The following is a 23681-nucleotide window of genomic DNA, read 5'->3' on the forward strand; positions in this document are numbered from 1 at the left end:
GGATGTGAGGAGGACAACGGCCCGGAATAAGCGCCCCGACCCGGGGTGTTGCCGCCAGCGGACCCCTTCGTGCCCCTCCCCGACGGAAGAAGCCGCCCTTGCCCACCCCGCCCCGCGTCCCGCTGTCCGCCCTCGACCTCGTGCCCGTGTCCGAGGGGCGCACCACCGCGGACGCCCTCCGGGAGGCCGTGGACCTCGCCCGCCGGCTCGACGCGTCCGGCTACCGGCGCCTGTGGTACGCCGAGCACCACAACACGGAGGCGTTCGCCTCCTCCGCCACGGCGGTGCTGATCGGCCAGGCCCTGGCCGCCACCGAGCGCATCCGGGTGGGCTCGGGCGGCATCATGCTCCCCAACCACGTCCCGCTGACCGTGGCCGAGGCCTTCGGCACGCTCGCCAACCTCTACCCGGGCCGGGTGGAGCTGGGCCTGGGCCGGGCGCCGGGCACCGACATGCGCACCGCGCTCGAGCTGCGGCGCGGGCACGCCGGCCACGACACCTTCGAGTCCGACGTCCGCCGGCTGGTGCGGCTGTTCGGCGGCCAGGAGCAGGAGGTCGTGCGGGCGCCCGTGGCCCGGGGCACGGGCGTGCCCCTGTGGATCCTCGGCTCCTCCACGGGCGGCGCCGAGGTCGCCGCCCGGCTCGGCCTGCCCTACGCGTTCGCCTCGCACTTCGCCCCCGCCATGATCATGGACGCGATCGCCCTCTACCGGCAGCGGTTCGACGCGGACGCCCCGACCGCCACGGTGGAGCGCCCGTACGTGGTGGTCGCGGCGAACGTCCTGGCCGCGGACACCGACGAGGAGGCGCGCCGGCAGTTCAGCACCCACCAGCTGCTCGTGCGCGGGATCGCCCGCAACGACCGGCGCCCGCTGCAGCCGCCCACCGGGCGCGTGGAGCTGACCGCGGCGGAGGCGAGCATGGTCGAGGAGCACCTGGCCGTCTCGGCGGTCGGCACACCCGACCGGGTCGTCGCCGACCTCGAGCAGATCGTCGAGATCACCCGGGCCGACGAGCTGATGCTCAACAGCTATGCTCACGACCCCGAGGTGCGCGCCCGCTCCTACGAGCTGGTGGCCCGCGCCTGGTAGGCGCCCGCGCGACAGCCCGCACCGCACCCCCACGACGTTCCGCACGACCCGTCCCACGACAGGAGCACCCCATGACCACGTTCCCCGCCCTCGAGGCCGTCTCCGCCGACTCCGGCTTCCGCCGCACCACGATCGAGCGCCGCCGGGTCGGCGCCCACGACGTCGAGATCGAGATCGACTACGCCGGGATCTGCCACTCCGACATCCACACCGTGCGCGACGAGTGGGGCGGCGCCCGGTACCCCGTCACCCCCGGCCACGAGATCGTGGGCCGCGTGCGCGCGGTGGGGGAGCAGGTCACCGGCTTCACGGCCGGTGACACCGTCGGCGTCGGCTGCTTCGTCGACTCCTGCGGGCGCTGCGAGCAGTGCACCCAGGGCCTCGAGCAGTTCTGCGCCGAGGGCGTCGTGGCCACCTACAACACCGCGCTGCCCGACGGGAGCGCCACGCGCGGCGGCTACAGCGCGGGCATCGTCGTCGACGAGCGCTTCGTGCTGCGCGTGCCCGAGGCCCTCGACCCCGCGAAGGCCGCCCCGCTGCTGTGCGCCGGGATCACGACCTACGCCCCGCTCAAGCGCTGGGGCGCCGGCCCCGGGAGCAAGGTCGCGGTCCTGGGCATGGGCGGGCTGGGCCACGTGGCGGTGAAGATCGCCGCGGCCATGGGCGCCGAGGTCACCGTCCTGAGCCAGAGCCTGTCCAAGCAGGAGGACGGGCTCGCCTTCGGGGCCACGGACTACTTCGCCACGAAGGACCCGGAGACGTTCGAGCGCAACCGGGGCCGCTTCGACCTGATCATCAACACCGTCTCCGCGGACCTGCCCATCGAGGACTACCTGTCCCTGCTGCGGGTCAACGGCGTGCTGTGCTCCGTGGGGCTGCCCACCGAGCCGTACAGCGTCCGCCCCGGCGCGCTCATCGCCCCGCAGCGCGTGCTCACCGGGTCGATGGTCGGCGGCATCCCCGAGCACCGGGAGATGCTCGAGTTCTGCGCCGAGCACGGCGTCGAGGCGGAGATCGAGCTGATCGGCGCCGACGAGGTCGACGCCGCCTACGACCGGGTGGTCGCCTCGGACGTGCGGTACCGCTTCGTCGTCGACGTCGCCCGCACCCTGGCGTAGCGGCCGGGATCATCAGCACCCTGCGACTCGGGGCGGGCTCTGGCTAGAGTGGTCCCCATGGCCGACACCACCAGCACTGCCGACCCCCTGCACCGGCTCGCCGAGGCGTACCGGGTCTCCACGACCTACTCCGGGTTCGACGGCCAGGAGCGAGAGGTCCCGGCCGCCACCCTGCGCGCCGTCCTCGACGCCCTGGGCGCCGACGCCGGCGACGACGACGCCGTAGAGGCCTGCCTGGCCCGGCGGGAGCTGGCGCCGTGGCGGCGGGTGCTGCCGCCCGTCGTCGTCGCCGTCGAGGGCGCCCGCACCCGCTTCGCGGTCCACGTCCCGCACGGCTCGGCCGTGCACGTCTCCCTCGTGGGGGAGGACGGGACCCGGACCACGGCCGCGCAGACGGACAGCTGGCGCTCCCCGCGCGACGTCGACGGCGTGCTCACCGGGGAGGTCACCTTCGAGGTCCCCGAGAACCTCGGCCCGGGCTGGTACGAGGTCCGGGCCGAGTGCCCCGACGTCGACGGCGGGCAGGCCGTCACCACGCCGCTGGCGGTGACCCCGCGCCGGCTCTCCATCACCGACCGGCTGCACGGCCGGCGCCGCTGGGGCTACATGGCGCAGATCTACTCGGTGACCTCGGGGCGCTCCTGGGGGGTGGGGGACGTCTCGGACCTGGCGAGCCTCGCGGCCGTCTCCGGGGAGCAGGGGGCGGACTACCTGCTGGTCAACCCGCTGCACGCCGCCGAGCCCGCTCCGCCGGTGGAGCCCTCGCCGTACCTGCCCACCAGCCGCCGCTTCTTCAACCCTCTCTACCTGCGCATCGCCGAGGTCCCCGAGTACGCCTACCTGCGCCCGGCCGACCTCGAGGTGGTCAACACGCTCGCGGCCATCCAGCGCCGGGAGAACCTCGACACCAGCACCATCGACCGGGACAAGGCGTACGCCGCCAAGCTGAAGAGCCTCGAGCTGCTGTTCACGGTCCGCCGCTCCCCGCACCGCCAGCAGCAGCTGCGCCGGTTCGTGGCCGAGGGCGGGCAGGGCCTGCAGGACTTCGGCCTGTGGTGCGCGCTGCGGGAGGAGCTCGGCGAGGACGCCCCCGAGTGGGACGACGTCGCCGCCGCCCCGGACTCCCCCTACGCGGCCGCGGCGCGGACCCGGCTGTCCCACCGGGTCGACTTCTACGTGTGGATGCAGTGGCTGCTCGACGAGCAGCTCGAGGCCGCCCAGCGCGCCGCCCACCTGGCCGGGATGGACATCGGCGTGATCCACGACCTCGCGGTCGGGGTGCACAAGCAGGGCGCCGACGCGTGGACGCTGCAGGACGTGCTGGCCTCCGGGGTCAGCGTGGGCGCGCCCGCGGACATGTACAACCAGAAGGGCCAGGACTGGTCCCAGCCCCCGTGGCACCCCGAGCGCCTCGCCGAGGCCGGCTACCTGCCCTGGCGGGACATGCTGCGCACCATCTTCCGGCACGCCGGCGGCATCCGGGTGGACCACGTCCTCGGCCTGTTCCGGCTGTGGTGGATCCCGGAGGGCCAGCAGGCCTCCGAGGGCGCCTACGTCTACTACGACCACGAGGCGATGGTGGGCATCCTGGCGCTCGAGGCCGAGCTCGCCGGGGCCGTGGTGGTCGGCGAGGACCTGGGCACCCTGGAGCCGTGGGTGCGGGAGTACCTCGCCGAGCGCGGCGTGCTCGGGACCTCGATCCTGTGGTTCGAGACGGACGGCGACGAGCCCCTGCCGCCGGCGCGGTACCGGGAGCTGAGCATGGCCTCCGTCAGCACCCACGACTTCCCGCCCACCGCGGGCTTCCTCCAGGGGGTGCAGGTGGACGTGCGCGAGCAGCTCGGTCTGCTGGCCCGCCCGGTGGAGGAGGAGCGCGCCGAGGCCCGGAAGCAGCTGGACACGTTCTTCGCCGCCGTGGCCGCGGACGGGCTTCTGCCCGAGGGCAGGGCCACGGGCGAGCAGGCCCGGGTCGAGGCGCTGCACCGCTGGCTGGGCCAGGCGCCGGCGCTGCTGTTCAACGTCTCCCTCGTGGACGCGGTCGGCGAGCGGCGGATGCAGAACCAGCCCGGCACCGGCGACGAGTACCCCAACTGGCGGATCCCCCTGGCCGACGGGGCGGGCAACCCCGTCCTGATCGAGACGCTGCCGGAGAACGCGCGGGCCAACTCGCTGGTCCGCGCGATCAACGAGGCCCTCGGCACCCGTCCGCGCTTCCAGGGCGTGGGGGAGCCGGCGCAGCCGCAGCACACCGACCGCACGGCGCCCTGAGCCCGGGCCGCCCCGCACCCCCCCCCGAACGGAGCACACCGCATGACGGAGCCGACGGCGTCCCGCCCTGCCCCTGTCCCGCCCGCCCGGCCCATCCGGTACGTGGCCCTGGGCGACTCGATGACCGAGGGCGTGGGCGACCCCGACCCCGCCCGTCCCAACGGCGTGCGCGGCTGGGCGGACCTCGTGGCCGAGCAGCTGACGGCCGCCCACCCGGACACCCGCTACGCGAACCTCGCGGTCCGCGGACGCCTGCTGCGCGGGATCGTCGAGGGGCAGCTGGACGCGTGCCTGGCCCTGGAGCCGACCCTGGTGAGCCTCTACGCCGGCGGGAACGACATGCTCCGCCCGCGGGCGGACGTGGACGCCCTCATGGAGGTCTACGAGCAGGCGGTCGCCCGGCTGCGCGCCTCCGGCGCCGAGGTGGTCCTGTTCACGGCATTCGACCCCGGCCGGGACGCGCCCACGTCCTGGACCCGTCCCCGGCAGGCCCTGTACAACGAGCACGTCCGCGAGATCGCCGACCGGCACGGGTGCCGGGTGCTCGACTACTGGCGGATGCGCACGCTGCAGGACTGGCGCTACTGGGCGGTGGACCGGTTGCACATGTCCGCCGCCGGGCACACCTACGTGGCCGCCCGGATGCTCGAGCTGCTCGGCGTCGCGCACGCGCTGGAGCTGCCGCCCACGGAGCAGCTGCCCGTCACCGCCAGCCCGGGTGTGCTCAAGGAGGACCTGTACTGGGCCCGCGAGTACCTGCTGCCCTGGATCGGGCGCCGGCTGCGGGGCACCTCCTCCGGGGACACGGTCGCCGCCCGGCACCCCCGGTGGACGACCCTGTTCCCGCGGGACGTGGTCCCCGCCGGGCCCGCCCCCCGCGCCGCCGCCGGTTTGCGGGGGTCCGGGGAGCCGGTAGACTGGCCAGAAGCTGGTCACGCCTGACGTCAGGTTGCGGGGAAGTCCGTACGGGCCTAGACTTCAAGGCTGTCGTGGGGTGGAGTCCACCGTCCGGCACCTTGATCTTCACCGTCTTCATCGTGGCGAGGCCTTCGCCGGTTCCGACCGCGGGTCTCACGAGAGGGCCCGGTTGGCGAACGGTGGCAATTCTGAAGGTGACGGGACGCTCGCGGCCGCAGGTGAGTGATCATCCTGCGGCTCCCACTGCGTGCCGTCATTTCGTCAACATTGGAGGAGAACACTATGGCAGCGCACTGCCAGGTGACCGGAGCTCAGCCGGGCTTTGGGCACAGCATTTCGCACTCGCACCGCCGTACCAAGCGCCGGTTCGACCCGAACATCCAGAAGAAGCGTTACTGGGTGCCGTCCTTGCGGCGCAGCGTGACGCTCAACGTCAGCGCCAAGGGCATCAAGGTCATCGACGCCCGCGGCATCGACGCTGTCGTGACCGACATGATCGCACGTGGGGAGAAGATCTAGCATGGCCAAGGACAAGGACGTTCGTCCCATCATCAAGCTGAAGTCCACCGCCGGCACCGGTTTCACCTACGTGACCCGCAAGAACCGCCGCAACGACCCGGACCGCATGGTGCTCAAGAAGTACGACCCGGTCGTCCGCAAGCACGTCGATTTCCGCGAGGAGCGCTGAATCCATGGCCAAGAAGTCCAAGATCGCCAAGAACGAGCAGCGCAAGGTCGTCGTCGAGCGCTACGCCGCGAAGCGTGCCGAGCTGAAGAAGACCCTGGTCGACGAGAACGCCACCGACGAGGCCCGCGAGGCCGCTCGCCTGGGCCTGCAGAAGCTGCCCCGCGACGCCTCCCCGGTCCGCCTGCGCAACCGCGACCAGATCGACGGGCGCCCCCGCGGCACCCTCCAGAAGTTCGGCATCTCCCGCGTCCGTTTCCGCGAGATGGCGCACCGTGGCGAGCTGCCCGGCATCTCGAAGTCCAGCTGGTAATTTCTGACGCAGGAGCGCGACCGGTCCCCGGCGCGCGCTTCCCCACGACCCCAAGTCCAGGAGGACATGAACATGGCTAAGAACCGCAGTGAACTCGTCGCCGAGGTCGCCGAGAAGGCCGGCACCACCAACGCCGCCGTCAACGGGGTGCTGGACGCGCTGTTCCAGGTCTTCGAGGAGTCCGTCTCCGCCGGTGAGAAGATCACCATCCCGGGCTGGCTGGCCGTCGAGCGCACCGACCGCGCCGCGCGCACGGGCCGCAACCCGCAGACCGGTGAGACCATCGAGATCCCGGCCGGCCACGGCGTCAAGCTGACCGCTGGTTCCAAGCTCAAGGCGGCCGTGTCCAAGAAGTAGGGACACCCGCGGGTCCGTCCTGGACCTTCTCCATGGCTTCGTCCGAAGGGGCGGCCCCCACCGGGGCCGCCCCTTCGCCGTGCCGGGGACCCGGTGCGCGGGCGCGGTCCTCCTCGTGCCCGGCGCCCGGTCCGCGCGAGGTCGTTCCGGCGTGCTGCCCGGACGCCCGGCCGGGGCGGCTCGGCCTCTCCGCCGCGCCGGAGGGCCGTGGTCCGGTCGGGGTCGTGACTGCAGGGCACCCGGGCCGGCCCGCCGCGACTGGCCCGGCCCTCGCGGTGCCGCGCATAATGGGAGCACCGAGCCGACCGGCCGGCGATCCGAGGGGAGGGGGCGCGTGAGCCCACGTGCACGCCGTCTCGCCCGCGGCTGGGCCGGTGCGGCCCTCGCCACCTCGGCGGCCGCGGTCTCCCACACCGTCGCGGGCGGACAGCCCCCGCCGCCGCTGCTCGTGCTCCTGTCCCTGGCGCTGTCCGGGCCGCTGTGCATGGCGCTGGCGGGCCGGGCGCTGTCCCGGTCCGCGCTGGCGCTGAGCGTGCTGCTCAGCCAGTCCCTGTTCCACGCCCTGTTCGCCGCGTCGGGCACCGTCAGCGCCCCTCGGGGCGCCTCCCACCACGGGGCGGCCGGGGGCGGACCCGTCCTCGTGCTGCAGGCCGGCCCCCATCCGGAGCACGGCGGGTCCGTCATGCTCACGGCCCACCTGCTGGCCGCGCTCGCCGGCTACGCCCTCACGCGCCACGGAGAGGTCGCGGCCGTGGTCCTCCTGGAGGCGCTGCGGCTGCGGGTCCGGCGGCTGTGGCGGTCCCTGTCCTCCCCGGTGGTCGCCCGCCGTCCGCGCGCGGTGCGGCCGGGGCGCCCGCACGCGCTCACCGACCAGTCCCTGCTGCGCCCCGTGCGCTCCCACCGCGGTCCGCCCCGGCCTCGGCGCCGGCTCCTGCTCCCGGCCGGACCTGCCCCGCTGCCCGTCGGCTGATCCGGCCGGTGCCGCGGCGGGGTCCCGGAACCGGCCCGCGGCGGGACGAGCGGCGCCCCCGTGCACGCCGCCGGCCGTCCCGGTCCGCGGACCGTGCCGACGGCACACACCGACGCCCCGCACCGACAGCCGACCGATGCCCTGCCCGGGCCCCCCGAGGAGAGACCACCCATGCGCACCGCACGACACACCGCACGACCCAGCACACGAGGCGCCGCGGCGCTGCTGGCGGCGGGCGCCCTCACCGTCCTGACCGCCCTGCCCGCCTCCGCCCACGACGAGCTCACCGGCGTGAGCCCGGAACCCGGCGCCACCCTGACGACAGCCCCCGAGGAGCTCGAGCTGACCTTCTCCGGGCAGGTGATGGACATCGGCCACCAGGTGCAGGTCACCGACTCCGAGGGCCGCTCCGTGACGGACGGACCGCTCGAGACCGAGGGGAACCGGATCGTCCAGCCCCTGACCGACCCCGGCGCGGAGGACCAGACCTACCAGGTCGTCTGGCGCGTCGTCTCCAGCGACGGGCACCCGATCGAGGGCACCTTCGCCTACGAGGTCGGCGCCGGGTCGGAGCCGTCCCCCGGCGTGACGCCCACCGCCGAGGTCCCCGAGCCGCCGGCCGAGGACGCCGCTGCCCAGGCCTCGACCGGGGACACCCCGCTCTGGCTGGTCGCCGTTGCCGGAGCGGCGGTCGCCCTGGCCGTGCTCGGCGCCGTGAGCGTCGTCTCCCGGCGGCGCCGCGGGGACTGACCGGGCCGCCGGGCATCAGCGGGGCGGGATCCCCGGCCCGGTGGCGGAGCCGGCAGGATCCCGGACCGGGCCGTGGAGCCGCCAGAACTCCTGGGCCGGCGGTCGGGCTGGTTCCCCGAGCCTGCAGGAGCCCTGCGACGGCCGCCGAACCGGGCTCGGCGCCGGGCCGGCACAGCACGGGCCCGGCGCCCGGACGGGGCCGCCGGACCGGCGCCCGGGCGCTGCCCCCGGGTCCGGGCGGATTTGCGCCGCGGGGGACAATGGATGGAGCCGCCCCGATGGGGGAGGCGGAAGAAGGAGACGCACCATGAGCACGAGGACGGCCGAGCGCGCCGACCACGGCACCGCCGCGCCGGCGGGCGGACGCGGGGTGGATCCCTGGCTGCTCGCGGCCGTGCCCGTCGTGGCCCTCACGGCACTCGTCGTGGCGATGGCCTGGACCGGGTCGGGCGCCGCCCGGCTGGCCGCCGATCCCGGGGCGCTGGTGCGCTGGGGCCTGCCCGCCGCCGAGCTGGTGCACAACAGCGCCCTGGTCGTGGTGATCGGCGCGCTGCTGTTCGCCGTCGGGATCGTGCCCAGAACCCGGCGCGCCGGCCGCGCCCGGACGGACACGGACGGCGGGGACGCGGCACCGGAGCACCCGCTGTTCACGACGACGCTGCGCCTGGCCGAGGCCGCGGCCGCGGTGTGGACCGTGGCGGCCCTGGCCGTGCTCGTGCTGTCCTACTCCGACGTCGCGGGCGTGCCCGTGGGCGGGGACGGCACCTACACCCAGCAGCTGCTGCACTACGCCACGGACATCCCCACGGGCCAGGCGCAGACGGCGATCGTCGTGGCGGCGGCCGTGGTGACCACCCTCGTGTTCGGGATCCGGGCGCGGCTCGGGCTGCTGCTCACCCTGGCCCTGTCCTGCACGGCACTCGTGGCGATGGCCCTCAACGGTCACTCCGCGGGCGGCAACGACCACATGGGCGCCGTCAACTCCCTGGGCCTGCACCTGCTCGGGGTGTGCCTGTGGACCGGCGGCCTGGTGGTGCTCGCCTGGCTCTCGCCGCAGCTGAGCGCCCCGGACGCCGGCACCGGCACGCTGCCGGAGGGCGCCGCCCGCGGCCGGTCGGCGGCCGGTCCCCGGGACCGGGCACCGATCGCGGCCGTGGTGCTGCGCCGCTTCTCCGCGGTCGCGTTCGGCGCCTTCTTCCTGGTGTTCCTCTCCGGAACCGTCAACGCCGCGGTGCGGATCGGGTCCTGGGACCAGCTCACGAGCGGCTACGGGGCCCTGGTGCTCGTCAAGGCCGCCCTCACGCTCGCCCTGGGCGCCGCGGGGCTGGCCCACCGCCGGTGGCTGGTGCCCGCGCTGGAGGCCGGCCGGCTCACGGCCCGCCGCGCGGTGTGGCAGCTGGTGCTCGGGGAGCTGCTGCTCATGGGCGCCGTCATGGGGGTCGCGGTGGCCCTGTCCCGGACGGCTCCGCCGGTGCCCGAGGAGCTGGCCCCGGACGCCTCCCCGGCCCTGATCCTCACCTGGTACGAGCTGCCGCCGGAGCCCACCGCCGCCTCCTGGTTCACCACGTGGCGCGTCGACTGGCTGTGGCTGGCCGTGTGCCTGTTCCTCGCCCTCGTCTACCTCTGGGCGTTCGTGCGCGTGCGTCGCCGCCGGGACTCCTGGTCGGTGCTGCGCACCCTGTCCTGGCTGACCGGCCTCCTCGGCCTGTTCTACGTCACCTCCGGCGGGGTCGCCGTCTACGGCCGGGTGCTGTTCTCGGCGCACATGGTCGAGCACATGGCCCTGACCATGGTGGTGCCGATCTTCCTGGTCCTGGGCTCCCCGGTCTCGCTGCTGCTCAAGGCCCTGGAACCCCGCCGTGACGGCACCCGCGGGCCCCGCGAGTGGATCCTGCGCCTCGTGCACTCCACGTTCGGCCGGATCGTGACCCATCCGATCTTCGCCGCCGTGAACTTCGCCGCCTCGATCGTGGTCTTCTACTTCACCCCGGTCTTCCACTTCACGCTGCACTACCACGTGGGCCACGTGTTCATGGTCACGCACTTCCTGATCACCGGGTACCTGTTCATGCTGGTGCTCATCGGCAGCGACCCGATCCCGTACCGTCCCGGCTACATGATGCGCCTCATCCTCCTGCTCGCCACGATGGTCTACCACGCCTTCGTCGGGGTGGCCCTGATGGGCTCGGACACCCTGCTGCAGGCCTCCTGGTTCGGCAACACCGGGCGGGACTGGGGCCGGTCGGCCATCGAGGACCAGCAGTTCGGCGGGGCCCTCATGTGGGGGATCGGGGAGTTCCCCACCGTCGTCGTCGCCGTCGTCGTCGCCGTCCTGTGGGCGCTGGCCGGCAGCAAGGAGAACCGCCGCGTGGACCGCCAGGCGGACCGCACCGACGACGCCGAGCTCAAGGCCTACAACGACATGATGGCCCGGCTCGCGGAGCGCGACGACCGCGCCGCCCGCCGCTGAGCCCCGCCCCATCGCACCCACCCGAAAGGACCCCACCTCCATGCGCCTCACCTCCCGCGTCCGCGCCTCCGAACTGCAGGGCCGCGCCTGGCTCAACACCGGCGGCCAGGACCTGGACCTCGCCGCCCTGCGCGGCAAGGTCGTGATCCTGGACTTCTGGTCCTTCTGCTGCATCAACTGCCTGCACGTGCTCGACGAGCTGCGGCCCCTCGAGGAGCGCTTCTCCGACGTCCTCGTCACCGTGGGGGTGCACTCCCCGAAGTTCGAGCACGAGGCCGACCCCGAGGCGCTGGCCGCGGCCGTGGACCGCTACGAGGTCCACCACCCGGTGCTCGACGACCCCGAGCTCACCACCTGGGACGCCTACACCGCCCGGGCCTGGCCGACCCTCGTGGTGGTGGACCCCGAGGGCTACATCGTGGCGCACCTGTCCGGGGAGGGCCACGTGCAGGGCCTGGTCTCCCTGGTGGAGGAGCTCGTGGCCGAGCACGAGGCCCGCGGCACCCTGCACCGCGGCGACGGCCCCTACGTCCCGCGCCCCGCGCCCGAGGGCGACCTCCGCTTCCCCGGCAAGGTGCTCCCGCTGCCGGACGGCTCCTTCCTCGTCTCGGACACCGGCCATCACCGCCTCGTCCAGCTCGGCAACGACCTGGAGACCGTCCAGCGCGTGATCGGCGCCGGGCAGAAGGGCCACGAGGACGGGGACGCGGCGACGGCCCGCTTCACCGAGCCCCAGGGCCTGACCCTGCTGCCCGAGGACGTCCGCGCCGCTGTCGGCTACGACGTGGTCGTCGCCGACTCCGTGAACCACCGGCTGCGCGGCGTGGACCTGGCCACGGGCGCGGTGCGCACGGTCGCCGGCAGCGGCGTCCAGCGGCTCCTCGACGAGGAGCGTGCCCGGGGTGCGGAGCCCAACGCCGTGCCCGTGGGGGCGGATCCGCTGACCGTGGCGCTGTCCTCCCCCTGGGACGTCGTGTGGTCCACCCGGGCCGGCCGGCTGCTGGTGGCCATGGCCGGCACCCACCAGCTGTTCTCCTTCGACCCGCGCAGCGGGCAGCTCGCCGTGCTGGCCGGCACCGGGGACGAGGGCCTCAAGGACGGGCCTGCCGCGGAGGCGTGGTTCGCCCAGTCCTCCGGGCTCGCGGAGGACCACCTCGGCAACGTGTGGATCGCCGACTCGGAGACCTCGGCGCTGCGCGTGCTGCGCTTCGACGACGACGGCGCCGTGGCGGTCGAGACCGCCGTGGGCGAGGGGCTGTTCGACTTCGGCTTCCGCGACGGCGACGCCGGGCAGGCGCGGCTGCAGCACTGCCTCGGGGTGGCCCAGCTGCCCGACGGCTCCGTGGCCGTGGCCGACACCTACAACGGGGCCGTGCGCCACTACGACCCGCGGACCGGGCAGGTGGCCACCCTGGCGCGCGGACTCGCGGAGCCCTCGGACGTGCTGCTCGACGTCTCGGGCGGGGAGCCGCTGCTCGTGGTCGTCGAGGCCAATGCGCACCGCCTGGTCCGCGTGCCGATCCCCGCCGCCGCCCAGCGCGTGGACGAGGGGGCCTCGCAGACCCAACGCGCCCGCACGAAGCTGGCCCCGGGGGCACTCACGATCGACGTGCGCTTCGCGGCGCCGACGGGTCAGAAGCTCGACGACCGCTGGGGCGACCCCACCCAGCTGAAGATCTCCTCCTCCCCGGAGGGGGCGCTCGCGGCGGGCGCCGGCACGGCGCAGGGCCTGCGCCGGGAGCTCGTGCTCGCGGACGGGGTCACCGAGGGCGTCCTGCACCTGACCGCGCGCGCCGCGGCCTGCGACGGCGAGCCCGGCGGGGAGATCCCCGACCACGCGGCCTGCCACCTGTACCAGCAGGACTGGGGGATCCCGTTCGTGCTGGACACCGAGGGGGAGACCGGGCTCGTCCTGGACCTGCGCGGCGTCAACTGAGCCTGCCCGGCGGGCCGCCGTTCCGGGACGTCCTCCTCGGGGGTCCCGGGCCGGCCCCGGGGCTCCCGCTGGGCGGCCTGCCGCTCGGGGGCCGGCCGCCCCGGAGCGCGCCGTTCCGGTCCGTCCCGCGCGGCCCTGTCAGCCGCGCGGGGTGACCCGCACGGTCGAGCCGTCGACGGCGAGGTCCGCCGCGACCTCGAACGGCACCGTCCGCTCGAGCCGTTCGACCTCGCCGGTGAACAGGTCCAGGGAGTCGAACTCGATCCGCGCGGTGCCCCGCGCCGACTCCAGGGACCAGCCGCCGCCCTGCGTGCCGACCTCGATCCGCGGGTCCGGATAGGACTCGATCGTCCACCGCACGTCCCCCTGGACCCGCCCGTCGAACTCGTAGGAGAACGGGCAGCCCGCGGGGAAGAGGGTGTTCTGCCCGGCACAGCCGTCCAGGTGCTCCTTCAGCTGCCGGTCCACCTCCTCCTCGAGGGCCGCGGTGGGCCGGGGCTCCAGCACGACCTCCGCCTCCTGGCCGGGGACGGTCAGCGTGGTGCTGACCGGATCGGCCTCCACCAGCTCGGAGGTGTAGGAGGCCGTGTAGGTCCCCGGGAAGAACGCCGAGAACTTCCCGGCGGAGTCGGGCAGCGCCACGGACATGCCGTTGAGGTCCACGGAGGACACGCCCGGCAGGCTGACCGTCAGCGTGGGCAGCGGGGTCTCGTCGAAGGCCCAGACCGTGAAGAAGCCCCACTGCGTGTCCACCGGGTGCAGGCTGAACTCGGAGCTGTGCCGCTCGCCGCCGAGGCTGTAGTCGGCGCGCACGACGGCCTGCTCGCCGTCGTTGCTCACGGTGGACACCTCGAGGTCCTCGAGCTCCTCGGCCGCGGCCTCCAGGGGGTCGCCGTCGAGCATCGCGGCGTTGGCCTCGGGCACGCTGGCGTTGAGCAGCCCCAGGGCCCGCCCGCCGTCGCCGTCCTGCAGGTCCTCGAAGTAGGCCCGCACGTCCGTCTCGGGGCCGTACATGTACTTGTTGACCAGGGCGATGGTGACGGCGGCGGCGGCCACCCCGAGCAGCACGAGGAACAGCCAGGCCCCGAGGGCCTTGAGCACGCGGGCGTTGGACTCCATCCGTTCACGCTAACCGATCCCCCTCCTGCCCGTCCGCCACGGGGCCGCGCGGGCAGCCGGGGACGCACGGGCCCGCCCGGGCGGGTACGCTGGCGTGCCGCGGCCCTTCCCGCGCCGCGCTCTCCTGCGCCGTCCCTGTGCGCTCTCCCTGTCCGTCGTCCCCGTGCGTCGTCCCTGTGCGCGCTCCCGCGACGCCGTCGTCGCCCGCCGCCCCGTTCGCCGTTCCCGGTCCTCCTGCGCTGCCCCTTCCCCGTCCCCGTCCCCGTCTGGAGCTGAATCCCATGGCCGATGCCGTCCGGCAGGTCCCCGAGAAGTACGGTCCCGTCCGCGCCGTGCTCCGCCCGCGGCTGGGCTCCTACGGCCGGCGCCTGCTGGCCTGCCTCGCCCCGATGCTCGCCGGCGCGGTGCTCCTGCTGCTGCTCTGGTCCCGGCGGCCGGGCCCGGCCGTGGCGGTAGTGCTGCTGGGGCTCGTCCTGGTGTCCGCCCTGACCTGCTGGCTGCGGCTGCGCCCGGCGCTCGTGGTGCGGACCGACAGCCACCTCCTGCGCTCCCGCGCCGTGGGCTTCGCGGCCACGCCGCTCGCGCGGCTCGACTCCGTGGTCACGGTCGGCGCCCTGCACCGCTCGGCCGACAGCCCGCGGCGCGCCGGCCGGCCCCACCTGTGGGCGGCCGACCGGACGGGCCGCCGCGTGTTCGCCCTGGACGGCGACGTGTGGGACGCACGATCCCTGGGGGAGGTCGCCGAGGCCCTGGACGCGCCCCGCACGCACGTGGAGCAGCTCACGGCCGGACAGGCCGCCGCGCGCTGGCCGCGGCTGGTGCCGTGGCGGCTGCGGCACCAGCGGCTGTGCTCGGCCGCGTCCTCGGCGGCAGTGATCGCTGTCCTCGCGCTCGCCGTGTGGCTCTCGCTGGACCTGCCCGGCACGGGCTGACGGACGGCAGCCACCACGGCGAAGGAGCCTGTCCCCGGCGACGCCGGGGACAGGCTCCTCTGCTGTCGGCTCTGTGGCTCAGCCGGCCGTGGCCAGCTCCTGGCGGGCCCGCTCGATCTCGGCCTTGCGCTCCTCGACGGCCTCGCGGGTCAGCTCGGCGCCGGCCTCCGCGTCCCGGGTCAGGTTCTCCCCGGTCTCGGGGTCGAAGACGTGCATCCGGCGGGTGTCGACCCAGATCCGTCCCTTCGCCCCACCGCGGATGCGTGAGGTGGCGTCCAGCTCCACGACGATCTGCGGGTGCATCTCGTCCCCGTCCAGGTCCTGCGCCAGCTCGTCGAGCTTCGCCTTGACCTCGGGGTCCTGCTCGTAGTTGATGTAGCCGTACTGCTCGTTGCCCATCCACTCCGTGTGGGTGAACTCGGCGTCGAAGGTCGTCCCGCGGGAGACCTTCGCCTCGTCCACAAACTTGGCGTCCTCGAAGTGCTCCGGGCGCAGGCCCAGCAGCACGATCCTGCCGTCCGCGGGCAGCTTGCCCCTGGCCTGGTCGGGCACCGGGAAGTCGCCGAGCGGGGTGGCGAACACGTCGCCCCGCACGTGCGCCGGGAGGAAGTTCATCGACGGCGAGCCGATGAACCCCGCCACGAACAGGTTGGCGGGCTGCTCGTAGAGCTCCCGCGGCGAGGCGATCTGCTGCAGGATGCCCTTCTTGAGCACCGCCACCCGGTCGCCGAGGGTCATGGCCTCGGTCTGGTCGTGGGTCACGTACACGGAGGTGATGCCCATCCGCCGCTGCAGCTGCGCGATCTCGGTGCGCATCTGCCCGCGCAGCTTCGCGTCCAGGTTGGACAGGGGCTCGTCGAACAGGAACGCGTCCGCGTCCCGCACGATGGCCCGGCCCATCGCCACGCGCTGGCGCTGACCGCCGGAGAGGTTGGCCGGCTTGCGCTCGAGGTGTTCGTCCAGGTCCAGGGTCGACGCCGCGTGGCGCACCTTCCGGTCGATCTCCTCGTCGGAGAACTTGCCCTTGGACAGCCGCAGCGGGAACGCGATGTTCTCGTACACGGTCAGGTGCGGGTACAGCGCGTAGTTCTGGAACACCATCGAGAGGTTCCGCTCGCGCGGCTCCTTCTCGTTGACGCGCTGGCCGTTGATCAGCAGGTCCCCCGAGGTGATGTCCTCGAGGCCCACGATCATCCGCAGCAGCGTCGACTTGCCGCAGCCGGAGGGCCCCACGAGGATCAGGAACTCGCCGTCGGCGATGTCGATGGAGACGTCGTTGACCGCGGGGAAGCCGTCGCCGTACTTCTTGACGAGATGGTTGAGGGTGATGGATGCCATCTGGGACTCAGTCCTTCGTTCGGTTCGGGAAATGCGTGGGCGGCGGGCGGGCTCAGCCCTTGACCGCGCCCTGGGTCAGGCCGGAGACGATCTGGCGCTGGAAGAGCAGCACCAGGAGGACCACCGGGATGGTGACGACGATGGCCGCCGCGGAGATCGCGCCCGCCGGGTCCTCGAACTGCGAGGCGCCGGTGAAGAACGCCAGCGCCGCGGGCACCGGACGGGCGGCCTCGGTGGAGGTCAGGCCGATGCCGTAGACGAAGTCGTTCCAGGCGATGAAGAACGCGATGATCGCGGTGGTGAAGACGCCCGGCAGGGCCAGCGGCACGATCACCTTGCGGAAGGCCTGCCAGGTGGTGGCGCCGTCGACCTGGGCCGCCCGCTCCAGGTCCCACGGGATCTGCTGGAAGAACGCGGTCAGGGTCCAGATGGAGATCGGCAGGGTGAGCGAGAGGTAGGGGATGATGAGGCCGGGCCACGTGTCGTAGAGCCCGATCTGGCGCCACAGGTTGAACAGCGGGGTGACGATGGAGACCACGGGGAACATGGACACCGCCAGGGCGACCGTCAGGATCATCTTCTTGCCGGGGAAGTCCAGGCGGGCGATCGCGTAGGCGCACAGCGTGGCCAGGACCACGGCGATGGCCGTGGCGATCAGGCAGATGCCGATCGAGTTGATCAGCGACGGCACGAACAGGTCACGGGCCTGCCCCACGAAGATGGACGAATAGTTCTCCCCGACCCACTGGGTGGGCAGGAACTTCCCGGACGTCAGGTCCGCCGGCGTCTTGAAGGACGTCATGAGGATCGAGGCGACGGGGAACAGGGCGTAGAACAGGACCAGGACCGAGACGACGGCCCAGCCGACCTTCTGCTTGGTGGACATGGGCGGTTACCTTCCCTTCCCGGCGCCGGCGAGGTCGACCTTGAACACCTTGATGGCGATGAAGGCGATCAGCAGCACGCAGACGAACAGGATCACGGAGATCGCGGAGCCGAGCCCGATCTCCAGTCGGCCGATGGAGGTGCGATAGGCGAGCAGGGACAGCGTCTCGGTGCCGTACTGGCCCTGGGTCATGATGAAGATGTTGTCGAAGATGCGGAACGCGTCCAGGGCACGGAACACGACCGCCACCATGATCGCGGCCTTCATGTTGGGCAGGATCACCCGGGACATGCGCTGCCACCACGTGGCGCCGTCCACGCGGGCGGCCTCGGTGTACTCGCTGGGGACCTGGGCGAGGCCCGAGAGCAGCAGCAGCGAGATGAACGGCGTGGTCTTCCAGATCTCGGAGGCCATGATCACGAACAGGGCCGGCCACTGGGAGGCGAACCAGTTGAAGTCCGGGCCGATGCCCGGCAGCCAGGAGAACCAGTTGTTGATGTAGCCGGTGGTGATGTCGAACGCGTAGAACCAGGCGAAGGCCGAGACCACCGTGATGATGCCGTAGGGCACCAGGATCGCGGTGCGCAGCAGCCCGCGGGTGTTGCGGATCGCGTTGTTCATCACGAGGGCGAGGGCGAAGCCCAGGACGAGCTCCACCACCACGGTGACGATCGTGATGAGCACCGTGATCCACAGGTCCCGCCAGAACACCTGGTCGGTGAGGACCGTGGCGTAGTTGCCGAGGAAGACGAACTCCTTCTCCCCGGGGGCCGTGAGGCGGAAGGAGAAGAGGGAGTCCCACAGGGCCTGCAGGATCGGGTACATGGTGACCAGCAGCATCATGATGAACGCCGGGCCGGCGAGCATCCAGCCGAGCTTGCGCTCCGACCGGGCCCGGTCGGACATCACCGGCTTGGCGCTGCGCCGTCCCGTCACGGGTGCCGGTGCGGCCTCCCGTGGACCGGTGCCGGGAGCATTGGGGTTGACGACGGTGCTCATAGCAGCTGCTCTCCCTTCAGGACGGACTCGATGAACTCGGCGGTCATCCGGGGTGTGTCCTCCGTGACGGACGCCGGCGGGGTCCACTCCTGCTGGATGGCGGTGGAGACCTCGTTGTAGAACGGCGTCTGGGGACGCGGCGCCGCGTTGTCGAGGGACTCCCGGATGGTCTCGTACATCGGGTAGGCCTCCCGGACCTCGGGGTCCTCGTAGGCGGCCTCGGACGCGGCCGGGTTGCCGTTGCTCACGAAGTAGTAGGCCTGGTTCTCGGGCTGGACGATGCACTCCACGGCCTCCCACGCCAGCTCCTGGTTCTCGGAGGTGGAGCCCACGCCCAGGTTGATGCCGCCCAGCGGGGGAGCGGAGGGCTCGTCCGGGTTCACCCGCGGCCACAGGGCCCAGCCGATGTCCTCGTACACGGACTGGTCGACCGTCCCGCCCTCCACGGCGGCCGCGGTGGCCGCGTAGATGAAGGGCCAGTTGACCATGAAGGAGCCGTCGTCGGACTGGAACTGGATCATCGAGGCGTTCTCGTCGGCGGTCGGAAGGCCCGGACCGCCGAGCCCGTCACGGCCGATGGTGCCGACGATCTCCGCGGCCTTCCGGCCCGCCTCGCTGTCCAGGCCGATGGAGATCTCGTCGGAGGGCGCCTCCGGGTTCTCCACGATGGACCCCCCGGCGGACTCCACGAGGCCGTTGACCCACACCGTCATCGACTCGGCCTGCGTGCCCTGCACCCCCAGGTACTTCTCCTGCTCCCGGGCGGCGTCCATGATCTGGTCCCAGGTCACCGGCTCGTCCATGTTGAGGCCGGCGGCCTCCGCCACGGACTCCCGGTACCAGAGCAGCTGCGTGTTGGCCCAGAACGGGACGGACACCAGCTCGTCCTTCCACTTGGCACCCTCGAGGGGACCGGCCAGGACGTCCTGGGTGGTGGCCTGCTCGACGTCGCCGGGCACGGGGGCCAGGAAGCCGGGCTCGGCCAGTTCGGGGATGAAGGGCGGGTCCAGGCTCATGATGTCCATCGAGGTGTCACCGGCGGCCAGACGCCGGGCGAGCTGCTCGCGCTGGGAGGCGGCGTCGCGGGGCAGCAACGAGGTCTCGATGTTGTACCGGCCCCCGGACTCCTCCGAGCACCGCTGGGCCAGCTCCGCCTGCCCGCCGGCGTCGGGGTTGATGTACCAGGTGAGGGTGGGGGTGCCGCCGGCGTCGGCGTCACCGCATCCCGTCAGGATCAGGGCGCCCACGGCGCCCAGGGCGGCGGCAGCGCTGCGCCGTCGCCTCCCGGGGGCCCTGTGGGGGTGTGAGGTGGTGGTCAACGGTCTGTTCCTCCCCTTCGGCGATGTGGCGGCCCGCGAGGGGCGCCGAAAGGGTCCGGTGGGACCTGCTCGGCGGGACGGTCGGTGGTGCGTGCTGCCGGGTGACCACCCCTGCGCGGAGCTTCAGTCTATGAGTGCGCTACCTCACAGACCAGTAACCTGTGTTTTTGCGAACGGGCGCGGGCTGCGCGGGCGGGGTGCCGGGCCGCGGGTCAGGCGAGGAGCAGGGCCACGCCTGCCATGGTCAGCATGGCCACGACCGTGGTGAGCAGCACCGTGTCGCGGCACAGCTGCTCGGCCCTCCCGTAGCGCACGGCCGCGACGTAGATGTTCTGGGCGGTGGGCAGCGCCGCCATCACCACCACGGCGTAGAGCAGGTGCCCCTCCAGGCCCAGGGCGTAGCGGGCGAACAGGAAGGCCAGCACCGGGTGCAGCAGCAGCTTCAGCGCGGCGGCGAGCACCACGTCCCGGCGCGGGCTCGTCCCGGCCCGCAGCGGGGAGGCGCCCACCAGGGAGACGCCGAAGGCCATCAGCATCGCCGGGATGGAGGCCCCGGCCACCAGCTCCACCGGTTCGTGCACGACCTCGGGCAGCCGCCAGCCGGTCACCGCGAACAGGATCCCGAGCCCGGAGCCCATGATCATCGGGTTGGTCACCACGTTGCCGAGGATGCTGCCGAGGCTCGGCCGGCGGCCGTCGGTCAGGACGTCCATGATCGTCAGGTACACGGGGGTGTTCAGGGCCAGCTGGAACAGGATGACCGGCACCACCATGGTCGCGTCCCCGAGCACGAACGTGGCGATCGGGATGCCGAGGTTGGCGGAGTTCACCTGGGAGGCGGCCTGGGCGCCCATCACGGTGGTCGCCGCGTCCCGGTGCAGCACCCACCGGGCGAGCCCGGCGTGCACGAGGGCGGTGGCCACCGCCGAGACGGCCGCCACCAGCAGGGGAGCGGAGAGCAGGCGTCCGATGTCGGCCTCGGAGATGGTGAGGAAGAGCAGCGGGGGGCTGGCCACGTAGAAGGCGAACTTGCTCAGCACCAGCTGCCCCTGCGGTCCCAGCACCCGGCGGCGGCCCACCACGTATCCGGCGCCGATGACGGCCCACACGATGAAGAACCCCGAGAACACTCCGGCCACGGGCTCCTCCTCGGACTGTCGGGACCCGCGGGATCGGGCCCCTACAGTTCTATCCCATGGCGGAGGGCCCTCCGGGCAGGACGTCCCCGAGGACGGGCGGCGACGGTCGCGTCAGCCGAGCGGCAGGTCGGCCCGCGCCGCGGCGAGGGTCCGGGAGAGCGGGGGGCGGGCGACGCCGTCGAGCAGGGCCTCGGCGGGATCCGCGCCGAGGTCGGCGATCCGGTTCTGCGCGTCCACGTGCACCACGCGGGGCACGTGGGTGCGCGCCTCGGCGTCGTCCATCTGGGCGTAGCTGATCAGGATGACGACGTCGCCGGGGTGCACGAGGTGCGCGGCGGCGCCGTTGATCCCGACGACGCCGGAGCCGCGCTCGCCGGCGATGGTGTAGGTCTCCAGCCGGGCGCCGTTGGTGACGTCCACGATGGAGACGAGCTCGCCCGGCAGGATGTCGGCGGCGTCCAGGAGGTCCTGGTCCACGGTGACCGAGCCGACGTAGTGGAGATCGGCCTGGGTCACGACGGCCCGGTGGATCTTGGCCTTGAACATGGTGCGCAGCATGACGGGAGATCTGCTCCTCGTGGGCGGGGTGCGGGGTTCGGCTCCGGTCGAGCGCCGGAGCGTCGGGCGCCGGCGTCCGGGGAGGGCCGGGGCGCGAGGACATTCTACCGGGCCGCCCCGGGCACGACGAACGCCCCGGCCGTGGGGGCGCGGGGCGTTCGGTGCGAGAGCGGCTGACGGGAATCGAACCCGCGTATCAGGCTTGGGAAGCGTGCGCTCTACCATTGAGCTACAGCCGCGCATCCGTGGTCCGTCCGGTGTGTGCACCGGACGGGGACACCACAACACTGTACACGATCTGCCGGGACCGGGCAGGACCGGGGAACAGGGCCCGGGGGAGCGGCGTGCGCTACCTTGGGGACCGTGCTGATCTCTGACCGCGACATCCGCCGTGAGCTCGACGGTGGCCGGGTCGTCCTCGAGCCCTACGACCCCGCCCTGATCCAGCCGGCCAGCATCGACGTGCGGCTGGACCGCTGGTTCCGGCTCTTCGACAATCACAAGTACGCGCACATCGACCCCTCGGTGGAGCAGCCGGAGCTCACGCGCCTCGTGGAGGTCGACCCGGAGGAGGCCTTCGTGCTCCACCCCGGGGAGTTCGTCCTGGGCTCCACCTACGAGAAGGTGAGCCTCCCGGACGACATCGCCGCCCGGCTGGAGGGCAAGTCCTCCCTGGGGCGGCTGGGGCTGCTGACGCACTCCACCGCCGGGTTCATCGACCCGGGCTTCTCGGGGCACGTCACGCTCGAGCTCTCCAACATGGCGACGCTGCCCATCAAGCTGTGGCCCGGCTCCAAGATCGGGCAGCTGTGCTTCTTCCGGCTGTCCTCGCCCGCGGAGCACCCGTACGGGGACGGCGCCTACGCCAACCGGTACCAGGGGCAGCGGGGCCCGACGGCCTCGCGCAGCCACCTCGGGTTCTCCCGCACCCGCATCTGAGGCCCGGCGCCCGCTCCGGGCCCCGGCCCGGCGGCCCCGTCCTCGCGCCGGGTCCGTCCGCGCACCGGCTCCCTGCCCCGCCGCGCACCGTGGGCGGCGCTGCGGTGATCGGTTCCGCGCCGCGGCTCAGGCGCGCCGGGGCTCAGGCGCGCCGCGTGGTCCCGGCGCCGCCGAGGTCCCCGACGCGCTCGGGGTCACGGGCGCCGAGGAGCAGGAGCAGGCCCGCGCCGATCACCAGGAGAATCCCCAGGATCCCCCAGCGCTGGGCGCCGAGCACGGAGACGAACACGGCGAACAGGGTGGGTGCCAGGAAGCTCACGGCCCGGCCGGTGGTGGCGTAGAGGCCGTACAGGGCGCCCTCGTGGCCGGTGCGGGTGAGCCTGCCCAGGAACGTCCGGGAGGCCGACTGCGCCGGACCCACGAACAGGCACAGCAGCAGCCCGCAGACCCAGAACGCGGCGGTGCCGTCCAGGAACAGCAGCGGGGTGCCCGCCAGCAGGATGCAGACCAGGGACGCCACGATGACGCGCTTGGGGCCCACCCGGTCGTCGAGCTGTCCGCCCGCGAGCGCTCCCACGCCGGCGGCCACGTTCCCGACGATCGCGAAGACGATGACCTCGGTGAGGGTGAAGCCGAAGGTCCCGGCCGCGATCACGCCGCCGAACGTGAACACGGCGTTGAGCCCGTCCCGGAACACCGCGGAGGAGAGCAGGAACCACAGCGTCTGCGGGGCGTCCCGGTACAGCTCCCGCAGGCTCGCCCACAGCTGCCGGTAGGACCGGAGCACGGACGGGCGCGGGCCCCGGTGCGTGGGGCGGATCTCGGGCACCACGAACAGGACGGGGATCGAGAACAGGGCGATCCACAGGCCCGAGAACAGTGCGACGGCCCGGATGTTGAGCGCCTCCTCCTCGGGCAGGCCGAGGAACCCCGGGCTCACGAAGCCGAACAGGACGATGGACAGGGCCACGATCCCGCCGAAGTAGCCCAGCGCCCAGCCCTGCCCGCTCACCCGGCCGATGTGCTCGCGGCCCGCGATGCCGGGGAGCATCGCGTTGTAGTTGACCACCGCGAACTCGTCGAAGACGTTGGCCAGGGCCAGCAGCGCCACGCCCAGGTAGAGGAACGGGTACTCCGGGTAGACCAGGAAGCACAGCGCGGTGAGCAGCGCGGTGAGCATCGTATTGACGCCCAGCCACAGCTTCCGGCGCCCGGCGCCGTCGCTGCGCTGCCCGACCACGGGGGCGAGCAGCGCCACGACGACGCCCGCGGCACCGATCCCGTACCCCAGGACCTGGGACGCGTGGTCCTCCCCGCCGAACGGGTCGCCGGTGAGGTAGACGGTGAACACGAACGTGGTCATCACGGCGTTGAAGGCCGCGGAGCCGGCGTCCCACAGGCTCCAGGCCCACACGTGGGAGCGGCGCGGCGTGAAGGGGGCCGCGGGCGGCGCGGACGGAGGGGAGGGTGAACCAGGGGGCGCGGTGTCCATGGCAGTCATGCTAGGCCCGCGGTGCCCCGCCGGGGCGTCGGCCTCGCCGTGACCGCGCGCTCCGGCGCTGCGGAGCGATTGCCC

General features: G+C 73.1%; 22 protein-coding genes and 1 tRNA gene. 14 read left to right on the forward strand and 9 right to left on the reverse strand.

The features are described from left to right. Positions 1–98: 98 nt before the first annotated feature. The 12 genes from PU704_RS05655 (at position 99) to PU704_RS05710 (ending at position 12876) form a co-directional block, all read left to right on the forward strand. On the forward strand, positions 99–1091 hold the full coding sequence (locus PU704_RS05655; protein ID WP_277550579.1) for an LLM class flavin-dependent oxidoreductase: 993 nt from the start codon (positions 99–101) through the stop codon (positions 1089–1091). A 71-nt stretch (positions 1092–1162) separates the two neighbouring features. Further along, the gene (locus PU704_RS05660) at positions 1163–2209 is read left to right on the forward strand and encodes an NAD(P)-dependent alcohol dehydrogenase (protein WP_277550580.1); all 1047 of its coding nucleotides are present in this window, start codon (positions 1163–1165) and stop codon (positions 2207–2209) included. A gap of 57 nt (positions 2210–2266) precedes the next feature. Next, positions 2267–4477, forward strand: coding sequence for a 4-alpha-glucanotransferase (gene malQ / locus PU704_RS05665; protein ID WP_277550581.1), 2211 nt, complete (start codon positions 2267–2269; stop codon positions 4475–4477). A 42-nt stretch (positions 4478–4519) separates the two neighbouring features. Further along, positions 4520–5419, forward strand: coding sequence for an SGNH/GDSL hydrolase family protein (locus PU704_RS05670; protein WP_277550582.1), 900 nt, complete (start codon positions 4520–4522; stop codon positions 5417–5419). Positions 5420–5677: 258 nt separating this feature from the next. Continuing rightward, complete coding sequence (gene rpmB, locus PU704_RS05675; protein ID WP_047804470.1) at positions 5678–5914, forward strand: 50S ribosomal protein L28; 237 nt, start codon at positions 5678–5680, stop codon at positions 5912–5914. 1 nt (position 5915) lies between these two features. Further along, complete coding sequence (gene rpmG / locus PU704_RS05680) at positions 5916–6083, forward strand: 50S ribosomal protein L33 (RefSeq protein WP_017832642.1); 168 nt, start codon at positions 5916–5918, stop codon at positions 6081–6083. A gap of 4 nt (positions 6084–6087) precedes the next feature. Continuing rightward, positions 6088–6393, forward strand: coding sequence for a 30S ribosomal protein S14 (gene rpsN / locus PU704_RS05685; protein WP_277550583.1), 306 nt, complete (start codon positions 6088–6090; stop codon positions 6391–6393). A 72-nt stretch (positions 6394–6465) separates the two neighbouring features. Then, complete coding sequence (locus PU704_RS05690) at positions 6466–6750, forward strand: HU family DNA-binding protein (protein WP_047804493.1); 285 nt, start codon at positions 6466–6468, stop codon at positions 6748–6750. 334 nt (positions 6751–7084) lie between these two features. Beyond that, positions 7085–7720, forward strand: coding sequence for a hypothetical protein (locus PU704_RS05695; protein WP_277550584.1), 636 nt, complete (start codon positions 7085–7087; stop codon positions 7718–7720). Positions 7721–7891: 171 nt separating this feature from the next. After that, positions 7892–8470, forward strand: a complete 579-nt coding sequence (locus PU704_RS05700; RefSeq protein ID WP_277550585.1) for a copper resistance CopC family protein — start codon at positions 7892–7894, stop codon at positions 8468–8470. Positions 8471–8777: 307 nt separating this feature from the next. Continuing rightward, the gene (locus PU704_RS05705; RefSeq protein WP_277550586.1) at positions 8778–10940 is read left to right on the forward strand and encodes a bifunctional copper resistance protein CopD/cytochrome c oxidase assembly protein; all 2163 of its coding nucleotides are present in this window, start codon (positions 8778–8780) and stop codon (positions 10938–10940) included. A gap of 40 nt (positions 10941–10980) precedes the next feature. Then, a complete protein-coding gene (locus PU704_RS05710; protein WP_277550587.1) occupies positions 10981–12876 on the forward strand; it encodes an NHL domain-containing thioredoxin family protein in 1896 nt (631 codons plus the stop codon). A gap of 138 nt (positions 12877–13014) precedes the next feature. Here the strand turns inward: PU704_RS05710 and PU704_RS05715 are convergent, their stop codons facing one another. Beyond that, positions 13015–13995 (reverse strand): zinc ribbon domain-containing protein, encoded by a 981-nt coding sequence (locus tag PU704_RS05715; RefSeq protein ID WP_277550588.1) that lies wholly within the window; start codon positions 13993–13995, stop codon positions 13015–13017. A gap of 281 nt (positions 13996–14276) precedes the next feature. On the opposite strand from PU704_RS05715, the gene PU704_RS05720 reads away from it, so the two are divergent. After that, positions 14277–14927 (forward strand): hypothetical protein, encoded by a 651-nt coding sequence (locus tag PU704_RS05720; protein WP_277550589.1) that lies wholly within the window; start codon positions 14277–14279, stop codon positions 14925–14927. A 78-nt stretch (positions 14928–15005) separates the two neighbouring features. On the opposite strand, the gene PU704_RS05725 is transcribed toward PU704_RS05720, so the two are convergent. The 7 genes from PU704_RS05725 to PU704_RS05755 form a co-directional block, all read right to left on the reverse strand. Beyond that, entirely contained in the window at positions 15006–16265 is a 1260-nt protein-coding gene (locus PU704_RS05725; RefSeq protein ID WP_277550590.1) for an ABC transporter ATP-binding protein, read from the reverse strand. Between the two features lie 52 nt (positions 16266–16317). Next, complete coding sequence (locus PU704_RS05730) at positions 16318–17151, reverse strand: carbohydrate ABC transporter permease (RefSeq protein WP_062735167.1); 834 nt, start codon at positions 17149–17151, stop codon at positions 16318–16320. A 6-nt stretch (positions 17152–17157) separates the two neighbouring features. After that, the gene (locus PU704_RS05735) at positions 17158–18150 is read right to left on the reverse strand and encodes a carbohydrate ABC transporter permease (RefSeq protein WP_062735166.1); all 993 of its coding nucleotides are present in this window, start codon (positions 18148–18150) and stop codon (positions 17158–17160) included. Next, entirely contained in the window at positions 18147–19469 is a 1323-nt protein-coding gene (locus PU704_RS05740; protein ID WP_277550592.1) for an extracellular solute-binding protein, read from the reverse strand. Before PU704_RS05740 ends, PU704_RS05735 begins: the two co-directional genes overlap by 4 nt. A 212-nt stretch (positions 19470–19681) precedes the next feature. Continuing rightward, a complete protein-coding gene (locus tag PU704_RS05745) occupies positions 19682–20608 on the reverse strand; it encodes an AEC family transporter (RefSeq protein WP_075873148.1) in 927 nt (308 codons plus the stop codon). Positions 20609–20719: 111 nt separating this feature from the next. Continuing rightward, on the reverse strand, positions 20720–21166 hold the full coding sequence (gene panD, locus PU704_RS05750) for an aspartate 1-decarboxylase (protein ID WP_277550593.1): 447 nt from the start codon (positions 21164–21166) through the stop codon (positions 20720–20722). Between the two features lie 168 nt (positions 21167–21334). Beyond that, positions 21335–21405, reverse strand: a tRNA-Gly gene (locus PU704_RS05755). A gap of 124 nt (positions 21406–21529) precedes the next feature. Here PU704_RS05755 and dcd point away from each other — a divergent pair. Beyond that, positions 21530–22105: a dCTP deaminase gene (dcd, locus tag PU704_RS05760; RefSeq protein WP_047804492.1), complete on the forward strand. Its 576-nt coding sequence runs from the start codon at positions 21530–21532 to the stop codon at positions 22103–22105. Positions 22106–22247: 142 nt separating this feature from the next. Here dcd and PU704_RS05765 read toward each other — a convergent pair whose 3' ends face one another. Then, the gene (locus PU704_RS05765) at positions 22248–23597 is read right to left on the reverse strand and encodes an MFS transporter (RefSeq protein WP_277550595.1); all 1350 of its coding nucleotides are present in this window, start codon (positions 23595–23597) and stop codon (positions 22248–22250) included. Between the last annotated feature and the right edge of the window lie 84 nt (positions 23598–23681).

Source organism: Kocuria oceani (assembly GCF_029524215.1).
Lineage (GTDB): Bacteria > Actinomycetota > Actinomycetes > Actinomycetales > Micrococcaceae > Kocuria > Kocuria oceani.

What these genes read in the sequence shown, in the direction of transcription:
- PU704_RS05660 (WP_277550580.1), top strand. Translation starts at nt 1,163, where the DNA reads ATGACCACGTTCCCCGCCCTCGAGGCCGTCTCCGCCGACTCCGGCTTC.
- malQ (WP_277550581.1), top strand. Translation starts at nt 2,267, where the DNA reads ATGGCCGACACCACCAGCACTGCCGACCCCCTGCACCGGCTCGCCGAG.
- PU704_RS05670 (WP_277550582.1), top strand. Translation starts at nt 4,520, where the DNA reads ATGACGGAGCCGACGGCGTCCCGCCCTGCCCCTGTCCCGCCCGCCCGG.
- rpmB (WP_047804470.1), top strand. Translation starts at nt 5,678, where the DNA reads ATGGCAGCGCACTGCCAGGTGACCGGAGCTCAGCCGGGCTTTGGGCAC.
- rpmG (WP_017832642.1), top strand. Translation starts at nt 5,916, where the DNA reads ATGGCCAAGGACAAGGACGTTCGTCCCATCATCAAGCTGAAGTCCACC.
- rpsN (WP_277550583.1), top strand. Translation starts at nt 6,088, where the DNA reads ATGGCCAAGAAGTCCAAGATCGCCAAGAACGAGCAGCGCAAGGTCGTC.
- PU704_RS05690 (WP_047804493.1), top strand. Translation starts at nt 6,466, where the DNA reads ATGGCTAAGAACCGCAGTGAACTCGTCGCCGAGGTCGCCGAGAAGGCC.
- PU704_RS05700 (WP_277550585.1), top strand. Translation starts at nt 7,892, where the DNA reads ATGCGCACCGCACGACACACCGCACGACCCAGCACACGAGGCGCCGCG.
- PU704_RS05705 (WP_277550586.1), top strand. Translation starts at nt 8,778, where the DNA reads ATGAGCACGAGGACGGCCGAGCGCGCCGACCACGGCACCGCCGCGCCG.
- PU704_RS05710 (WP_277550587.1), top strand. Translation starts at nt 10,981, where the DNA reads ATGCGCCTCACCTCCCGCGTCCGCGCCTCCGAACTGCAGGGCCGCGCC.
- PU704_RS05715 (WP_277550588.1), bottom strand. Translation starts at nt 13,995, where the DNA reads ATGGAGTCCAACGCCCGCGTGCTCAAGGCCCTCGGGGCCTGGCTGTTC.
- PU704_RS05720 (WP_277550589.1), top strand. Translation starts at nt 14,277, where the DNA reads ATGGCCGATGCCGTCCGGCAGGTCCCCGAGAAGTACGGTCCCGTCCGC.
- PU704_RS05725 (WP_277550590.1), bottom strand. Translation starts at nt 16,265, where the DNA reads ATGGCATCCATCACCCTCAACCATCTCGTCAAGAAGTACGGCGACGGC.
- PU704_RS05730 (WP_062735167.1), bottom strand. Translation starts at nt 17,151, where the DNA reads ATGTCCACCAAGCAGAAGGTCGGCTGGGCCGTCGTCTCGGTCCTGGTC.
- PU704_RS05735 (WP_062735166.1), bottom strand. Translation starts at nt 18,150, where the DNA reads ATGAGCACCGTCGTCAACCCCAATGCTCCCGGCACCGGTCCACGGGAG.
- panD (WP_277550593.1), bottom strand. Translation starts at nt 21,166, where the DNA reads ATGCTGCGCACCATGTTCAAGGCCAAGATCCACCGGGCCGTCGTGACC.
- PU704_RS05765 (WP_277550595.1), bottom strand. Translation starts at nt 23,597, where the DNA reads ATGGACACCGCGCCCCCTGGTTCACCCTCCCCTCCGTCCGCGCCGCCC.